The sequence below is a fragment of the Leptothrix mechoopdaensis (SeqCode) genome (genome assembly GCF_053893855.1).
The window spans coordinates 385,308-401,936 of the sequence record NZ_CM132699.1 but is presented as its reverse complement, the minus strand read 5'-3'; the positions used below and the strand labels follow the sequence as shown (position 1 = coordinate 401,936).

The following is a 16,629-nucleotide window of genomic DNA, read 5'->3' as shown; positions in this document are numbered from 1 at the left end:
GGGTCGATCGGGACGTTGAAGTCGTGCAGGGGGCCTCGTCATGACACCCGCCGCCGCCCGGATTCTGGTCTACGAACACGTCACCGCCGGCGGCCTGCGCGGCCTGGCGCCCGCCGCCGTCGAGGCCGACCTGTGGCCGATGGGTGCGGCGATGCGCGAGGCCATCGCGACCGATCTGCTGGCCTTGCCGGACCGCCGCGTCGCCCGGGTCACGGTGATCGATGCGCGGGCGGACGAGCAGGCAGATCCGGCCGGCCGTCGCCACGACCTCCGCCCCCGCGACGGCGAGCCGGCGCTCGATGCGCTGGCGCGTCTGGCAGCCACGCACGACCTCGTCTGGGCCGTCGCACCCGAGACCGACGGCCTGATGCAGGCCTGCCGCGACCGCGTCGGCGCCAAACGCTGGCTGGGCAGCGACGCCGCCGCGCTGCAGGTCAGCGCCCGCAAGAGCCTGACGCTGTCGGCATTGGCGCAGGCCGGCATCTGCACGCCGTTCGATGCCCGACTGGCTCAGTCCGTGAGCCACTGGGTCGTCAAGCCCGACGACGGCGCCGGCGCGACCGACACGCGCCGTCATGCCGACCCGGTCGCCGCGCATGCCGACGCCGCGCGCCGCAGCGGCCCGGTGACGCTGCAACCGTGGATCGACGGCGAGCCGCTGAGCCTGACGCTGCTGGGCCATGCCGACCGGCTGGAGCTGCTGAGCCTGAACCGTCAGCACCTCCTGATCGAACCCGATGGATTCGTCCACTTCGACCGCGTCGAGCCGATCGCCCGCCCGGGCGACGGCGACCCGCGCTGGCCGGCGCTGCTGCGGCTGGTCGACCTGCTGCGAGTGGCCGTGCCGGGGCTGCGCGGCATCGTCGGCCTGGACCTCGTCTGGCATGCGCAGCAGGGCCCCGTGGCGATCGAGCTGAACGCGCGCACGACCTGCGCCTACGTCGGCCTGTCGCAGGCGCTCGGCCGGCCGCTCGCTGCGGCCGTGCTGGACGCCTGCGCCCGGCGGGAGACGGCCGATGCGTGAATCGCAACAGGTCTTCGGCTGGGACATCGGCGGCGCCCACGTCAAGGCCTGCCGCTGGGCCGACGGCACGCTGCTGGACGTGGCGCAGTGGCCCTGTCCGCTGTGGCAGGGCGAGCAGCACCTCGACCGCGTGCTCGACGAGGCCGGCGCGCGCTGGGGCACCGCGCTGGCCGCGCCGCATGCCGTCACGATGACCGGCGAGATGGCCGACCTCTACGCCAACCGGGCCGACGGCGTGCAGCGCATCGCCAGCCGTCTGGCCGCCGCGTTGCCCGGTCCGGTGGCGCTGTACGCCCGAGGCTGGGAAGACCCGCCGATCGATCGCCACTGGGTCCCCGCTCACGAGGCCGCCGAACACTGGCCGCGCATCGCCTCGGCCAACTGGCGCGCCACCGCCTGGCATGCGGCCCAGGCGCTGCAGCGCGGCTGGGGCCCCCACGCCGAAGGGCTGCTGGTCGACATCGGCAGCACCACCACCGACGTGATCGCGCTGGCCGGCGGCCGGCCGCAAGGGCGCAGCCTGAGCGACCGCGACCGCCTCGCCAGCGGCGAACTGGTCTACCACGGCGTGGTCCGCACGCCGCTGTGCGCGCTGGCGCCGCGCATCACCTTCCAGGGCCAGACCCTCAACGTGATGCACGAGTTCTTCGCCACCACCGCCGACGTCTACCGGCTGACCGGCGAGCTGCACCCGGACCACGACCAGCAGCCCACCGCCGACGGCGGACCGAAGTCGGCGGCGGCCAGCCGGGCCCGTCTGGCCCGCATGGTCGGATGCGACGTGCGCGACGGCAGCAGCTCGGACTGGCTCGACATGGCGCTGTCGTGGCGGCAGGCCCAGGTCCACGAGATCGCCGGCCAGGCGCTGCGGGTCGCCCGCACGCACAACCTCGACCTCGCCGATGTCGTCGCGGTGTCGGCCGGCAGCGGCGCCTTCCTGGTGCCCGACGTGATGACACGGCTGCGCGCGCTGGCGCGGGTCGAACAACCGCACGCGCTGCTGCTCGACTACGGCCGCGACATCGCCTGCGCCGGCGCGGACCGGCACCTCGCCGGCCTGATCGACATCACCTCGACGGCCGACCGCACCCCCGGCGCCGGCCTCGACATCGACCCCATCCACGCCGCCTGGGCCCGCGTCTGCGCACCCTGCGTGGCCGTCGCGGCCCTGTGGGAACAGGCGGTCGACGGGAGGGCACGCTGATGTGGGTCGTCAAGATCGGCGGCAGCCTCTGCGGCGACCCGCTGCTACCCGACTGGCTGACGCTGCTCGGCCAGCTCGGCGGCGGCCGCATCGCGCTGGTCTGCGGCGGCGGCACGCTGGCCGACGAGGTCCGCGAGCTGCAGGCCCGCTGGGATACCGACGACCTGAGCGCCCACAACATGGCCGTGCTGGCGATGGTCCAGAACGCCTACCTGTTCAACGGCCTGAACCCGGCCCTGCGCCTGGTCAGCCGCGAAGCCGACATCACCCCCACCCTGCGCCGCGGCGGCGTCGCGCTGTGGCAACCGCTGGAACTGCTGCGCCACCAGCCCGACCCGGCGACCAACTGGCGCCACAGCTCCGACAGCATCGCGCTGGCGTTGGCCCGCCGCCTGAATGCCGAGCGGCTGGTGCTGGTCAAGAGCTGCGCGATCGACGCCAGCCTGAACGTCGACCAGCTCGTCCAGGCCGAGGTGCTGGACGACGGGTTCGGGCCCCTGGCCCGTCAGGCCGGGCTGCCGATCGACATCCTCAGCCGCGACGAGGGGGATGGTCTGCGCGAGCTGCTGCTGTATGGGCAGCGGCAGACGGGGATGGGTGTGGCGCATTGATGAGGGCGGCGTTGCGCGGGTGAACCCCCTCCCCCCGTTGGGGTACTCCCCCTTGGCAGGGGGAGAGTTGAAGCCAGCGCAGGTTGCCACCGACAGCTCTCCCCCTGCCAAGGGGGAGTACCCAGGGCACCGGGGGGAGGGGGTCAGCAGCCTCCCGCCAGCGCCCCAATTCCCCTCCTCCGGAGGGGTACGCCGTAGGCGGGGGGTGGTGGTTTTCGGGCTGTGGCTTCCTGCCACCAACCACCCCGTCAGGCTGCGCCTGCCACCCCTCCGGAGGAGGGGAACGAAGACACGTTGCCGAAGGCAACGCACTTCCGGAGGGATCAGCAACCTCCCGCCAGCGCCGCCAGCAACCCGCGCAGCCGGCCCGCATCCAGCCCCAGCCGACGATCGCCTGCGCAGACTGCCGTGCGGAAGCCGGCGTAGTCGGGGCCGAGCAGGCGCAGCGCCGGGATGTCGGTGGGCATCAGGGCGCCGGCCAGGCCGACTTCGGTGCCTGAATCGCGCAAGGCCCGCACCAGAGCGGCCAGTTCGCTGGCCGGGCGGCGTTGCAGCAGCGAGCCGCCGCGCTTGTCGGCGGTGTCGAGCATCGCGGCCGGGAAGCGGCCCCGGCGGACTGCGTCAAGGCAGGCGGCCGGAATGCCGTTGTCGGCGATCAGCACCGGCACGATCGAATGGCCGGTCGCCGACGCATGCGCCGCCAGCGCGTCGACCAGCGCGACGGCCGCGTCCGGGGCGTGCATCGCGATGCCCACCTTGACCTGGTCGACCCCGCAGGCGGCCACGCGGTCGACGCGCCGCAGGATCACCGCGCGAGCCTGTGCCGGCCAGTCACCGACGGTGGCGCTGATCGATGCGCCCGGCGCCTTCGCGCGCACGGCCGCGACGATCTCGGCGATGACCGGCAACGGCAGGCCGCCCAGCGCCCCGTCCGACGGGTCCTTCAGGTCGATCGTGTCGACGCCAGCCGCCGCAGCCTGCAAGGCCTCCTGCACGTCGCGCACGCTGACCAGCGCGCGCAACCGGGTCGAGGTCGCGACAGCCATGTCGGCCGGAAGTCCCGTGTTCATCGGCCCTCCGTCGAAGCGGCCGGTGCGGCGACGAGGCCTTGGCGATGCTGCTCGACGGCCTCCCGCAACCAGCTCCAGGCCTCATGTTCCTGCGCGCTGGCGGTCTTGTCGATGGCGACCTGCAGGGCGGCCAGCTCGCGCTCGATGCGTTCGATCGGCAGCAGCTTCAGGCGGCTGACCAGCACCGCCCCTTCGATGACGGCGGCCTGGGCGCGGTTGAAGCCGAGGAAGGGCGCGTGGTCGGCCTGCTCGACCACCTTCAGCGTCAGCACCGGGCGCTGCGCGTCGTCGCGCTGGTCGACCAGTTCGAGCGCCAGGTGGCGCATCGCGTGAGCCAGTCGCAGCCCGTCGATGGCCGGCACCGGCAGGCACGGCCAGTCGCGCCGGCCGGTGACGCAGCCGGCGAACACGCGCGTGTCGGTGACGACGTTCAGCACCGCACCGCGCCGCGCCAGGATGTTGTCCAGCGTGGTCGACGGCTTGAACGGCATCACGATGACGAGGTCCTCGCCGGACTCGCCGGCCGCCTGGCGGTAGCGCACGCCCATCGGCGCGATGTGCAGCGCGCCGGTGGCCGAGCGGGTGGTCAGCACGACCTCGAAGATGACGTCATTGGCCACGCTGTTGGAGGGAGGGCTGCTCATGTCGGTCCGGAAGCTCGGTTCGTCGGGTCCGCAGCGGCCTGGGCCGGGCCGCAGACCGCGTCGTCCTGGGTCAGCCCGGAGATGTCCTCGGGCGTGTCGGCCGCGACGCCCCAGCGCAGCGGCTGGTCCTGCACGTAGCGCTTGCCGAGCTGCCAGGCGACCTGCGCGCGGGCCAGTTCGATGCCCATGTAGAAGGCATGGCCGGCATCGCCCTGCAGGCCCAGCTGCGGCCACAGCGTGTACGGGTCCTGGGCCAGTCGCAGCCCGTCGCGGTTGTAGACATGCACGCCGCGCTCGGAGACCTGGACGCGGAAGTTCGGGTCGCGCACCTGCGCGGCGGTCGCGGCGATCTCGTCGGGCGTGTCGGGCCAGGGCTGCTTGGCGTGGGTCGTCATCAGCGCGTCGCCCAGGCCCTTGGGCAGCGTGCGCAGCGTCTGCGCGGCGTGCATGACGCGCCGGGCGGCGTCGGCCTCGCGGATGGCGCGGCGTGCGTGTGCGCTCACCTGCGTGGTCAGGATGGCGGCCACGTCCAGCTCGGCGCAGATGCCCAGCAACAGCGCGTTGATGCCGCTGGTGTCGGCCTCGGTCAGCTCGGTCAGGTTGCCCACGCCCATCAGGATCGGCGCGTCCGGAAAGCGGTCGCGCAGGCGCTGGTAGCGCACGATCGAGCGGGTGAAGCCGAAGGGGATCGGGTCGAGGATGGCGTCGGCCAGGAAGGCCCGGCCGCGGCGCTGGCAGGCCTCGATGCTGGTGGCCAGCCCTTCCTCGTCGGACGGCTCGCGGCCGATCAGCACGGGGGTGGACGGCACCTCGTCGGCGATCCACAGCAGCGACGGCGGCAGGCTCAGCAGGTAGTCGGCGCCGGCCCGGCCGCCGCGCAGCAGTTCCTCGGGCTGGAGCGAGTCCACGCTCACCTGGTAGCCGGCGTCCTTCAGCGCGCGCACGGCGTCCTCGAGCTGCGGGTAGTCGGTGCCGGGCAGGCAACCCAGGTCGATCACGTCGGCGCCGTCGGCCCGCAGCGCGGCGGCACGCGCCAGCGTCACCTCGACCGACAGGCGCGGCGCATCGACGATCTCGGCCAGGATGCGGGTGCGCCACTGGCTCAGGTCGACCGCCCGGGCGGCCCGCTTGAAGTGCTGCGGCAGGTCCTTGAGTTCCTCCGGCCCGCGTTCGACGGGGATGCCGTAGTGGGCGCTCAGCTCGTCCAGGTCGCCCCGGCAACGACCGGGCACGATCAGCTTCGTGGCGGCCAGCGGGCGCGGCACGCGGCGCTGGATCAGCGACGGCGTCATCAGCGCGGCCACCTGCACGCCGATCTCGAGGACCTCCCAGGTGAACGGCAGCGCGGAGCCCTCGGCCATCTCGCCGAGCACGCGCCGCAGCGCCGGTTCGGCCAGCCGGCCGGTCAGGAAGACGAGGTGATCCACGACAGCGACAGCTCGTGCAGGCGCAAGGTGAGCGCCTGCTCCAGTTCGTCGACCGAGGCGACGACGCGGGCGTGGTCGATGCCGCGCAGCCGCTCGACGTTCTCCAGCTCGATGCGGCGCGGGCGCAGCGTCACCCAGCCATGCGGCGCCTGCGTGACGACCACCGGCTCGGTGTCGCACGCGAACACGATGCCGGGGATGCCGAGCTTGCCGGCCTGCGCAAACATGTTGGTCGGCAGCGAGTCGCTGAAGCCGTAGGCGCACTTGGCCACGGTGTTGCTCGTGGCAGGGGCGACGATGACCGTGTGATAGACGTCGGTGTAGAGCCGCCCGACCGGCACCGCGCTGGCGGTCTTGTCGCGCAGCACGCGGAAGCGCTGGCGCAGCTTCTCGATCGGGATCTCGTAGATGCCCAGCACCTCTTCGCCGGCGGCCGACAGGAACAGGTCGACCTGCGGCAGGCGGGCGGCGAGTTCGAGCGATTCGTGCAGGCCGTGGCCCGATCCGGTCAGGCACCAGGCGAAACGGGAACGGACCGGACCGAGCGTGTTCGCGTCCTCGTCGTCTCCGGCCACCACGGCGGCGGCGGTCGGACCGGTCGTCTCCTCAGTCGGTGTGGGAGAGCCGGATGTGCAGTTTGTGCAGGCGTCGGTACAAGGTGTTGCGGCTGACATCGAAGGCCTTGGCCACGCTGCTGACGTTCCAGCGGTGCTGTTCGAGCATCTTGAGCAGCATCTGCCGCTCATTGGCTTGGATCGGGTTGAGCTTCAGGACCGCCTCGTCGTCGGCGGCCTCGTCGAGCGTCGGGACAGGCAAGTTCGATGCCGGCGACGGCGCGACCGGGTCGTGCAGCGGCGCGTCGTCGGTCGGGTGGGCGCTCGCCGGCATCGGCGGCAGGGCGACCACCGGGCTGCCAGCCTCGATGGCGGCGCGCTGCAGCGCCAGCGGCAGGTGTTCCAGCCGGATCGGCGTGCCGTCGGCCAGCGCGCAGGCCGAGCGCAGCGCGTGGCGCAGCTGGCGCACGTTGCCGGGCCAGGCGTAGCTCATCAGCAGCTGTTCGGCTTCGGACGACAGCCGCGAATCACCGCCGCCTTCGGCCTGCAGCAGGCTGCGGATCAGCTCGGCGCGGTCGCTGCGCTCGCGCAAGGCCGGCAGGCGGACCTCGACACCGGCCAGCCGGTAGTACAGGTCCTCGCGGAAGCGGCCGGCCTCGACCAGCTCCATCAGGTTGCGGTGGCTGGCGCTGAGCAGCTGGAAGTCGACCGCGACGGTCTCCTCGGAACCCAGCGGCGTGACCTGGCGTTCCTCCAGCACGCGCAGCAGGCGGGCTTGCAGCTCCAGCGGCATGTCGCCGATCTCGTCGAGGAACAGCGTGCCGCCATCGGCCTGCAGGATCTTGCCGCGCCGGCCGTTGCGCTGCGCGCCGGTGAAGGCGCCGGCACGGTAGCCGAACAGCTCGGACTCGATCAGGCTCTCGGGCAGGCTGGCGCAGTTGACGGCCACGAAGGCGCCGCTGCTGCGCGGGCTGCCTTCATGCACGGCTCGGGCGAAGACTTCCTTGCCCGATCCCGTCTCGCCGCACAGCAGCACCGGCGTCTGGCGGGCGATCACGCGGCAGGCGACGTCGAGCTGGCGCGTCAGCGTCGGATCGGCCAGCGTCGGGCCCACCGGCGCGCTCGTCTGGATCAGCGGACGCGGCAGCGGCGTGCGGGTCGGCGTGATGACGCGGCCGGGCGTCGGCGCCTGGCCGGCCGCACTGCCGAGCTGCAGCGCGCTGGCCTCGACCGCCGGGCGGCGCATGACCGCGAAGAAGCGGTGCGAGGCGTGCGCGCGGTAGGTCACGACCGGGTGGAACGACGACAGCGTGCTTCGGTGCAGCAGGTCTTCCTGCGAGGTCTGGAAGATGTCCTCGATGCGGCGCGAGCGGATGTCCGCCACCGACTGCAGGCCGAGCTGGAACAGCGCGCTGCGGTTGGCGGCCAGGATGTGGCCGTCGTCTGACACCGCCAGCCGTCCTTCGTGCAGCGTGTAGACGAACTCGGGCCGGCTGTGGAAGTGGACCGGGTGGGCGTGGCGGAAACACTGGTCGATCAGCCGGTTCTCGATCATCCGGGCGGTCATGCCCAGCAGCACCAGCAGGTGCTGCTGCATCAGCGACGAACGGCTGGAGACATCGAGCACCGCCGCCATCTCGCCGGCCGGGTTGTAGACCGGCACGGCCGAGCAGGTCAGGCCGGTGTACTGCGTGTAGAAGTGGTCCTCGCGCCGCACCGCCACCGGCGCGGCGGCGGCCAGGCAGGTGCCCATGCCGTTGGTGCCGGCCTCGGTCTCGCTCCAGAACACGCCCGGGCGCAGGCCCAGCGGGGCGACTTCCTCGGAGAACTCGGGCGACGCGACCATGTGCAGGATCACGCCGTCGGTGTCGGTCAGCACGACCGCCGCCTCCTGGTCGGCGAGCTGCTGGAACAGCGTGGCCATCTCGTGGCGGGCGCAGTCCACCAGCGTGGACATGCGGCCCAGCCGCTCGTTCAGCGCCGGCGCTTCGAGCGCGCGCAGTTCACGCGGACGGTCGGGGTGCAGCAGGTACTCGTCGAGACACCGGCGCCACGAGCGGGCGACGACATCGTTGCTCTCCTCCCCGAAGCCGCTGCGGACGACATCAAAGACACGTTCGGCATGTCGGCCGGTGTTGAGAACGGTGATGGCCATCGGGACGTACTCCTGCAGCTTCAGGATGCTGCTTTGATTCGAGGATCCTGGACGCGGGGTCGGGCAGACCCGTCATCAGGACCTGCCAGGATTTTTTCCCGACCCGGGGGGAAAGGAAGCGGTGTTTGTCCGGACGTTTTCGGATTGGAACCCCTCATTCACGACACGGCGGCGCGGGCATGAATGCTGCGTGAAGGGCCGATCGCGCGGCCACATGCGGCCGGCGCGAGACACGATGACACGGAACGACGAGGAGACACCCGAGATGCATGCCGCACCCAGCCTGACGAACCTGCCCCAAGCCAGGCCAGGCGCCGAAGAAACCGCACAGGCGCTCGACCTGATCTTCATCGAGGGCTACACCGGCGAGACGGTCATCGGCATCCACCCGTCCGAGTTCCACCGCACGCAGCCGCTGGTGATCGACGTGCATGCGGGCGTGCCGCATGCGGGTGCCTGCGACAGCGACCAGATCGTCGACACCATCGATTACGGCGTGGTTCGCGACCGGCTCGACGCGCTGATGCTCGACCACGGCGTGACCTTGCTGGAGGCATTGGCCGAACGCATCGCGCAGATGCTGCTGATCGACTTCGGCGCGGCCTGGGTGCGCGTCAAGGTGGTCAAGCCACGCAAGTTCGACAACGTGCAGGCGGTGGGCGTGCAGATCGAACGGCGTCGCGGCGACATGCGCACCACCGCCCGCCACACGACGCCCGGCGGCGCCCAGGTGCTGCGCTGGATCGGCGCCGGCACGGTACCCCAGCGCACACAGCCGCAGGCCGATGGCGACGAGGGTTCCTGGCGTTGAAGCCGCCCGACAGGCTGCGCTGATCGGCCTTGCCGCACGAAGGGCCGGCCCCAAAAAAGAGAGCCGGTCTGCCCTGACAGACCGGCCCGACAAGTTCCCCTGCGGAGGCCCTTGCGGGCGTCCGTGATTCCCGGAAGACACACCTCCCCGTCGGTCCGGACCGGCCGGACCGACAGGGTGTGCAGGTTGCACTGGCTCAGCGAGTGAGCCAGTGGTGCGGACTCACTTGGCCGCGAACGGGTGGGAGGCGCTGCCCTTGCGCGCGACGACCTCCGCTGCCGTCGGCGAATTGGCCACGGCGCGGGCCAGGGCTTCCTTGGTCGCGGCGTAGTTGTAGTCCTGGATCTTGCGGTCGTCCTCGGCGGCCCAGTGGATGAACACGCCCACCGAGACGAAGACGTTGTCGGCCTCGTCGGCCGGGATGGTGCCGTCCTCGACGCTGTCGGCCACGGCCATCGCCACGCCACGCTGGGCCGGGCCGAACATCTGCACGGCCTGCTTGGCGCCCTTGATGGTGACCTTGTTGAACATCACGGTCGCCGGCTTGCACAGCAGGTTGGGGGCCACCACCGCCAGCAGGGACGTGAAGCCGTCCTTGTTGTTGGTCAGGCAGTTGGCGAAGGCGGTCTCGGCGGCGCTGCCGCGCGGGCCGATGATGAGGTCGATGTGGGCCACCTCGTTGCCGTCGCCGACGAGCGACTCTCCCACCAGCATGCGATCGATCTTTGCCATGATGTTTCCGTCTCCAGATGAAGGTTCTGTGGTGTGACGATCGCCCTTCAGGACGGCGTCCCCAGCCTTCCACCAATCACGATCCGTGCCACATCGGGTGTCACCTGGGGACGGTCCCGATGCCCGTGTTCATCGGGGTCGTCCGGCACCCAGCAAGGCCAGCATCAGCGTGGCCACGGTGAGGTCCGCACTGGTGCCGGGGTTGATGCGACGCTGCTTGAGCGAACGATCCCACCCGGCCCAGCCGGGATCGGCGTCCAGCCACTCGCCAGCCTCGGCGCGGCGGTGCCAGGGCAAGGCTTCGGTCAGGACACTTTGTGCCAGGGCCATGCCGTGCTTGCGGACAATGTGTGAATCCGGGCCGCTGGCCAGCCAGGCCAGATAGAGGCGCTGAACGGCGCGGTCGTCCGGTGTCTCCTGACCCAGCGCCGGCAGTCCGACATCGAACAGCTCGGCCAGCGCGTCGCGGTACTGCACGGCGATGCGGTCGCGATCGGCGGCCAGCGTCATCGCCTCGCGCAGCGTCATGCTCGGCGCCGCGCGCACGTCCTGTTCGGCGGCCTTTCCGAGCCCACCGGGATTGGCCTGCACGATCGCGCGGAAGGCGGCCTCGGCATCGGCCACGTCGAGACCTTCGATGACGTCGGCGATCGCGGCCCTCAGGCCCTCCGGCGTGTCGACACGTTCGGCCGCCACGGCCATCGGCGCGCACAGCAGCACGATGCCGAGGTTCGTGTTGCAGCCCACGCGCGACCAGCTCGCGGCGACCGCCGCCTCGATGCGGGCGCCCACCGATGCGCCGGCCGCGCACAGGCCGTCGACCGACGCGGCGGCGCTGTCCAGGAAGGTCTGCGCCTGCATGCCGTGGCCATCCGACTGGCGGCTGACATTGCCAGGCTTGCGCACCGCGACGTCCCAGGCGCAGGCGCGCAGCCAGGCCTCGCGGATGACCTCAGGCGACATGCCGCAGCCGGCGCAGACCGGCCATCTTGCGGTCGATCAGGTCATCGACCAGCCGCTGCGCGATGTTGAACGGCGTGACCTGCTGCAGGCCGCGCCAGGCGGCCACGCCGTTGACTTCGAGCACCTGCAGCGACTGGATCGATGTCGCGCCGCCGCACGGCATGACATCCACGCCGCCGTAGTCCAGCCCGAGCGCGGCGGTCGCGGCCTCGGCGATGCGGGCCAGGTCGGGCGTCAGCTCGGCAGGCTCGCAGCGGGCGCCTTGCGCGACGTTGTGGACCCAGTGCGTGCTGACCCGCCGCATCGCCGCGATCGCGTGGCCGCCCACCACCAGCACGCGCCAGTCGTGGCCGGGCTCGGCCAGCGCGGGCAGGAAACGCTGCAGGTAATGGTGGCCGCTGCGTTCCTCGGGCAGGTCGACCCAGCCATCAGGCGTCGCGCCCACCAGCATCAGGCCCTTGCCCTGCGAGCCGAACAGCGGCTTGCGCACGACGGCATGACCGGCCGCCGCCTCACGCACGAGGATGCGGCGCGCGCGGGCCGGCGATTCACACGCCCAGGTCGGCGGCGTCGGGATGCCGGCGGCATGGAGCAGCAGGCTGGTCATGCCCTTGTCGACGCTGCGTTCGATCGCGCGGGCCTCGTTCCAGACCGGCACGCCCAGGGTCTGCAGCGCATGCAGCACGCCCAGCCGCTGCGTGACCTGCTCGAAGCTGCCGGCGGCGATGCCGCGCACGATCACCGCGTCGGGCAGGCTGCGGCCGAAACCCGGCAGCAACAGGCCGGAGCCGGGTGCCGAGGTGTCGATCTCGCAATCGGCCAGATCGATGCAGCGGCCGATGCCCCCACGTGCGCGCAAGGCCCGCTGCAGCTGGCGCGTGTGCCAGCCGATCTCGTCGGTCATGATGGCCACGCGCAGGCGGCCAGGGTGACGGTTCTCGGGCTGGCTCATCGCGTGAGCCACTCAGGCCGACTCGTCAGCATCGGCCAGCCAGTCGGGCAGCAGCATCGACAGGTCGGTGCGGCCGGCATGGAAGGTGCGCCCGCTGTCGAGGTGGCTGACCCAGACCTCGGCCGGCGCGAACAGCATCGGGTCGATCTTGTAGAAGTCGAAACCGGCCGCCTGGAACAGCGCGGCAAAGGGCTTGCCGTGGTCGGGCGAGTTGAGCGCCGGCAGTTGCCGCGCCAGCGTGCGGGCCGCGTCCACGCTGCCGCGCACCGCCAGCCGGACCTGGCCGCCGTAGAGGATCGCGTCGTTGCTGCGGCCCATCGCGGCGACCCCGTCGGCGACCGGCGCCGGCAGTGGCGCGCTCGCGCTGCCATCGACGATGTCGGCGAGGTCGAAGTGCAGCTCGTGGGCCTTGTGCAGCGCCACTTCCAGCACGCGGGCCACGACCTGGGTCAGGCCGGCGAGGCTGCGGGTCGGCGTCAGGATCACCGTCAGGCCCTCGGCCGGCAGGTGGCAGTCGCGCAGCACCTTGGCCAGCACGACCGGCGGCGGCACGCGGTCGACCTCCAGCACGATCACGCCCTGGTCGGCGTCGTCGACATAACCCAGCTCGGCATACAGCGGCTCCTTGCGCGCCAGCGCCCGGGCCGGGCCGGAGCCGAGCGCGAAGAACTTCTTCGCGCCGGTCTCCTCGGCACTGGCCGCCAGGCTCCAGCCGGCGTACTGGCTGCCCAGGCAGGCCAGCACCGGCTGCGCGCTGGCGACGTCCAGCCAGTGCGGCCAGCCGGCCTGCGGCGCCAGCCGTTGCGAGACGCGGCCGAGCCCGCCGAGGCAGATCTCGGCGATGCGCAAGCCCGCCTCGACGCTGCCCGGCACGGCGATGCCGGCGTCGACCAGGCAGACGCCCTCGTCGCTGCGGCGGACCGCCAGGCCGAGCGCGTCGGCCCGCTCGACCAGCTCGCGCACGATCGGCGCGGCCAGGCGGTTGACCGACAGCGGCGAGCCGGCAAGCGGGGTGGGCGTGGCACTCATGCGGGGGTCTCGATCGTTCCGGAAGTGGATTGGGCCACGGGCGGCGTCAGCGCGGCATCGGGTTCGGGCGGATCGACCAGCAGCGCCTGGGCGGCCAGCACGCGGCGTTCGAGCAGGCGGCGCAGGTAGGCCAGGTCGGCCTGCGCGGTCGGCGCGACGACCTGGACGCTGCAGACCGGGTCGCCGGCCTTCAGCGGCTGGGGCGCTGCGGGCAGGTCGTGCAGGCCCAGCGTGGCGGCGCGGGCCTGCAGCCGGGCGACGCCGTCGGCGCTCAGCCAGCCGTCGACGGGGCTGCGCACCAGCTCGCAGCCGCGCAGCCGGGCGGCCGCGCCGCCGCGACAGGCGTCCAGCGCCAGGGCGTCCGGTGCCCGGCCCGACTGGACCGCACGCAGATGGGCCCGGATCAGGCCGGCGCCGGGGCCGTCCCAATGCGCTTCGGTCCGATCGTCCCGTCCACCCGGCAAGGCCCCGTACAGCGGCAGCGCGGCGGTCGGGCGCGGGTTGACCTCCAGCACCTGCCAGCGCCCGGCGGTCAGCAGCAGGTCGATGCCGACGAGGCCGCGCAGCCGGAAGCGCCGCACCAGCCGGTCGGCCAGCCCCTGCAGCTGGGCCAGCAGGCTGGCGTTCCACGGCAGCGGGCCGATCACGCCGGCATGGCCGCAGGACTGGCCGTCCGGCCCGGCATGGGTCAGCAGCCGGTTCAGGCCCAGCAGCGCCGCCTGGCCGCCGTCGTCGCTGGCCGCGCCGACGAGCGTCAGCGACAGCGCCTCGCCCAGCAGCCGCTGTTGCCAGTAGACCGACGGTCCGGACACGACCGCGTGGCCGTCATCGGCCGGCCGCACGTGCGCGCCGCCGCTGGCCGCGAAGTCCTTGCGCAGCCAGCCCGGCGCGGTGGTCGGCCGCAGCGAGACCGGCGGGTGCTCGACGCCCATCGCCTTCAACGCGGGGAAGAAACGCGCCGGGTCGCGCAGCAGCGCGATGTCGGCCACGGCGGTGCCCAGCAGCGGCAGGTCGACCAGCTCGGCGCCCTCGCGGGCAAAGCCGCTGCCGATCAGCAGGCCGGCCGGTTCGCCCAGGCCCTGCGCCCGCGCCCATCGGCAGGCCTCGGCCCAGGCCGCGCGCAGCCGCGCCGGGTCGAGTTGCCAGACGCCCGGCGTGTGGTCGGGCGCCAGCGTCAGCGGCAGCCAGTGCGTGCAGGCGGCGCGGGTGTCGGCGTCGCCGAACAGGTCCAGGCCGATGACGGTGCAGCCGTCGCGCCGGGCGGCCTGGGCCAGCGCCCGGACCGACAGGCCGGCGACGACGAGAACGACCGGAGATGCCGACATGCCGCTGTCACGCGGCCGTGGCCGCAAGGTGCGCCCGGGCCGTCTCGAAGGCCTCGGCGTGACCGAACACCTGCGCCACGCCGGCCTCGTGCATGCGCCGCATCAGCTGCTGCTGGGTCTGGTACTTGACGTTGCCGATCGCCAGCGCGCCGATGCCGATCGCGCCCGTCCCGGCGATCGGGGCGTTGCGCGCCATCACGTCGACCCCGGCGATGCCGGCCGGCGGCACCGCGTTGACGTCGGCGGCCACCTTCAGCGCGGCGGCCTGCGCCAGGTCGTCGGCCGACACCACCTGCACGCCTGCAGCGGCACAGGCCAGGATCACGTCGACGTCGGCGATCGAGGCCCGCACGGCGGCGCGGTCGCCCCCGCTGACGCCTTCGAGCCTCACGCCGAAGCGGCGCGCGGTTTCCTGCGCGGCCTCGTCGGCCACGTCGATGCCGTTGCGGCTGGACAGCGCCACGGTGGCGCCGGCCTGCGCGGCCAGCACGGCGGCGATGCGGCCGACCGGCCCGGTGCCGCCGAGCACGACCACGCGCCGGCCGGCATAGCCGTCGGCCAGGCCCTGCAGCTTCAGGCCAGCCTCGACACACGCGACCATCGCGGCAGCGGTCGTGTAGGCGCCGCTCGGGTCGGCCATCAGCGAGACCGCGAACGGCGGCACCAGCGACTGCCGCGCCGCGTCCAGCATGTCGGCCGCCAGCAGCGCGTCACGCCCGCCGATGAAGATGCCGGTGCGTGCCAGGCCCTTCGGGCTGCGCGAGAAGATCGTGTCCTGCGTCAGCCCGCGGATGCCCGCCAGCGCCACGCCGCAATACGGCGTGATGACCTGCCAGCCGGCGTCGGCGGCCATGTTGATGTCGAAGGGGCTCATCTGCGAGCCGGGCGTGAACATGTGGAGGACGTAGGGGCGTTCCATGGCGGGCGGATGGCGAAGGTGGCGAGTGGGGAGGAACGGCGCGCGGCAGGTCCGGGCTCAGGCCGGGCAGCAGGACGGGTCGACCGGGCCGAGCGCGACGAGGCGGTCCAGCACCCGCGCACCCCGGTTCAGCGGCGTGGCGATGCGCCATTGCAGGCCCGGGGCGACCTGCCCGGCGGCCTGCGCGGCGGCGATCAGCGATTCGGCCCGGGCGGCCGACGGCAGCAGCGCGAAGGCGCTCGGGCCCCACGACGTCTGGCCGATGCCGGCGCCCGGCTCATCGGTCTCCCGCGCGGCGGCAACGCGCAGCCAGCGCATCAGCCGGCCGACCGCCGGGCTGGTGTAGGGCTCGCCGTCCTGGGCCGGCGCGAAATGCTGGCCCAGGACGTCCTGGATCGCCGTCAGCCCGGCGGCGGCGACCGCGAAGCCGGCGCCAGCGCAGCCGGGCAGCAGGCGCATCAGGGTCTCGTGGCAGATGCTCGCGGCCTGTTCGCGCGACAGCGGCGGCAGGCGCGCCAGCGCGGCGCGTTCGGCCGCACCGGACAGGCCGCGCGTGGCCGGGTCGGTGACGACCAGAACGCGCCAGCCGGCCGGCAGGGCGATGCGCGACAGCAGCGGCGCGGGTGCGCCATCGGCCAGCGGTCCGCCGTCCAGCAGCAGCCCGCCCGCGTCGAAGCCGGCGATGCCGACACCCGAGCGCAGCCCGCGCCCGAGCCAGGCGGCCAGCGTCGCGGTCGGCACGTCCAGGCCATGCCAGCGGCACCAGGCCCGTCCGACCGCCAGCGCGAGCTGCGTGCCCGAACCCAGCCCGGCATGCGCCGGCAGGGCCTCGTGCAGCGTCAGGTGGACCGCGTCGGCCGCGTGGCCGGTGCGCTGTTGCAGCGTCTGCAGGTGACGCCGCGCGCGATCGCCCTCGGCCGCCGGCACGCCGGGCGCCAGGCAGACCGGGCCGTCGTCATCGGGCCGCGCGGCGCGCAGGCTCAGGCGGGTCTGCGGCGCGTCGACGGTCAGGCCGATGCTGCCGAACGGCCGGCCCAGCGAGCCGGCCGGATCCAGGAAACCCAGGTGCAGGCGGGCGGGCGCCTCGACCTCGACGAGTCGTTCGGCAACCGGTGCGGGCAGGTCTTCCGGATGGCTCATGGGTGGACGGGGCGGCGGTGCATCGACAAGGCAGTTAGCAAGCGATATTCCACATGTGGTTTACCCGCG

16 protein-coding genes are annotated in these 16,629 nt (G+C 72.9%); 4 read left to right on the top strand and 12 right to left on the bottom strand.

What is annotated here, in order from left to right; all coding sequences use genetic code 11:
• Positions 1-40: 40 nt before the first annotated feature.
• From ACWA7K_RS01820 to ACWA7K_RS01810, 3 genes are read left to right on the top strand one after another with little or no spacing between them, the layout of a single operon-like run.
• On the top strand, positions 41-1,024 hold the full coding sequence (locus ACWA7K_RS01820; protein WP_456165073.1) for an ATP-grasp domain-containing protein: 984 nt from the start codon (positions 41-43) through the stop codon (positions 1,022-1,024).
• Complete coding sequence (locus ACWA7K_RS01815; protein ID WP_456165071.1) at positions 1,017-2,228, top strand: hydantoinase/oxoprolinase family protein; 1,212 nt, start codon at positions 1,017-1,019, stop codon at positions 2,226-2,228. Before ACWA7K_RS01820 ends, ACWA7K_RS01815 begins: the two co-directional genes overlap by 8 nt.
• A complete protein-coding gene (locus ACWA7K_RS01810; protein ID WP_456165069.1) occupies positions 2,228-2,839 on the top strand; it encodes an amino acid kinase family protein in 612 nt (203 codons plus the stop codon). The genes ACWA7K_RS01815 and ACWA7K_RS01810 overlap by 1 nt, the downstream gene beginning before the upstream one ends.
• Before the next feature lie 323 nt (positions 2,840-3,162).
• Here the strand turns inward: ACWA7K_RS01810 and ACWA7K_RS01805 are convergent, their stop codons facing one another.
• The 5 genes from ACWA7K_RS01805 to ACWA7K_RS01785 are packed head-to-tail and all read right to left on the bottom strand — an operon-like array spanning position 3,163 to position 8,689.
• A complete protein-coding gene (locus tag ACWA7K_RS01805) occupies positions 3,163-3,909 on the bottom strand; it encodes a (5-formylfuran-3-yl)methyl phosphate synthase (protein ID WP_456165068.1) in 747 nt (248 codons plus the stop codon).
• Entirely contained in the window at positions 3,906-4,553 is a 648-nt protein-coding gene (locus ACWA7K_RS01800; RefSeq protein ID WP_456165066.1) for a DUF447 domain-containing protein, read from the bottom strand. Before ACWA7K_RS01800 ends, ACWA7K_RS01805 begins: the two co-directional genes overlap by 4 nt.
• Positions 4,550-5,980, bottom strand: coding sequence for a DUF6513 domain-containing protein (locus ACWA7K_RS01795; protein WP_456165064.1), 1,431 nt, complete (start codon positions 5,978-5,980; stop codon positions 4,550-4,552). Before ACWA7K_RS01795 ends, ACWA7K_RS01800 begins: the two co-directional genes overlap by 4 nt.
• Complete coding sequence (locus tag ACWA7K_RS01790; RefSeq protein WP_456165062.1) at positions 5,959-6,654, bottom strand: flavoprotein; 696 nt, start codon at positions 6,652-6,654, stop codon at positions 5,959-5,961. The genes ACWA7K_RS01795 and ACWA7K_RS01790 overlap by 22 nt, the downstream gene beginning before the upstream one ends.
• Entirely contained in the window at positions 6,587-8,689 is a 2,103-nt protein-coding gene (locus ACWA7K_RS01785) for a sigma-54-dependent Fis family transcriptional regulator (RefSeq protein WP_456165060.1), read from the bottom strand. The genes ACWA7K_RS01790 and ACWA7K_RS01785 overlap by 68 nt, the downstream gene beginning before the upstream one ends.
• A 265-nt stretch (positions 8,690-8,954) precedes the next feature.
• On the opposite strand from ACWA7K_RS01785, the gene ACWA7K_RS01780 reads away from it, so the two are divergent.
• Positions 8,955-9,500 (top strand): dihydroneopterin aldolase, encoded by a 546-nt coding sequence (locus ACWA7K_RS01780; protein ID WP_456210304.1) that lies wholly within the window; start codon positions 8,955-8,957, stop codon positions 9,498-9,500.
• A 222-nt stretch (positions 9,501-9,722) separates the two neighbouring features.
• Here the strand turns inward: ACWA7K_RS01780 and fae are convergent, their stop codons facing one another.
• The 7 genes from fae to ACWA7K_RS01745 all read right to left on the bottom strand — a co-directional run bounded on the left by fae (position 9,723) and on the right by ACWA7K_RS01745 (position 16,560).
• On the bottom strand, positions 9,723-10,232 hold the full coding sequence (fae, locus tag ACWA7K_RS01775) for a formaldehyde-activating enzyme (protein ID WP_456165056.1): 510 nt from the start codon (positions 10,230-10,232) through the stop codon (positions 9,723-9,725).
• A gap of 129 nt (positions 10,233-10,361) precedes the next feature.
• Entirely contained in the window at positions 10,362-11,195 is an 834-nt protein-coding gene (locus ACWA7K_RS01770; RefSeq protein ID WP_456165054.1) for a triphosphoribosyl-dephospho-CoA synthase, read from the bottom strand.
• Positions 11,185-12,147, bottom strand: coding sequence for an ATP-grasp domain-containing protein (locus tag ACWA7K_RS01765; protein ID WP_456165052.1), 963 nt, complete (start codon positions 12,145-12,147; stop codon positions 11,185-11,187). The genes ACWA7K_RS01770 and ACWA7K_RS01765 overlap by 11 nt, the downstream gene beginning before the upstream one ends.
• 12 nt (positions 12,148-12,159) lie before the next feature.
• Entirely contained in the window at positions 12,160-13,176 is a 1,017-nt protein-coding gene (gene mch / locus ACWA7K_RS01760) for a methenyltetrahydromethanopterin cyclohydrolase (protein WP_456165050.1), read from the bottom strand.
• The gene (locus tag ACWA7K_RS01755; protein ID WP_456165048.1) at positions 13,173-14,501 is read right to left on the bottom strand and encodes an ATP-grasp domain-containing protein; all 1,329 of its coding nucleotides are present in this window, start codon (positions 14,499-14,501) and stop codon (positions 13,173-13,175) included. The genes mch and ACWA7K_RS01755 overlap by 4 nt, the downstream gene beginning before the upstream one ends.
• Positions 14,502-14,508: 7 nt before the next feature.
• A complete protein-coding gene (locus ACWA7K_RS01750) occupies positions 14,509-15,420 on the bottom strand; it encodes an NAD(P)-dependent methylenetetrahydromethanopterin dehydrogenase (RefSeq protein ID WP_456165046.1) in 912 nt (303 codons plus the stop codon).
• Between the two features lie 57 nt (positions 15,421-15,477).
• Positions 15,478-16,560, bottom strand: a complete 1,083-nt coding sequence (locus tag ACWA7K_RS01745; protein WP_456165044.1) for a beta-ribofuranosylaminobenzene 5'-phosphate synthase family protein — start codon at positions 16,558-16,560, stop codon at positions 15,478-15,480.
• Between the last annotated feature and the right edge of the window lie 69 nt (positions 16,561-16,629).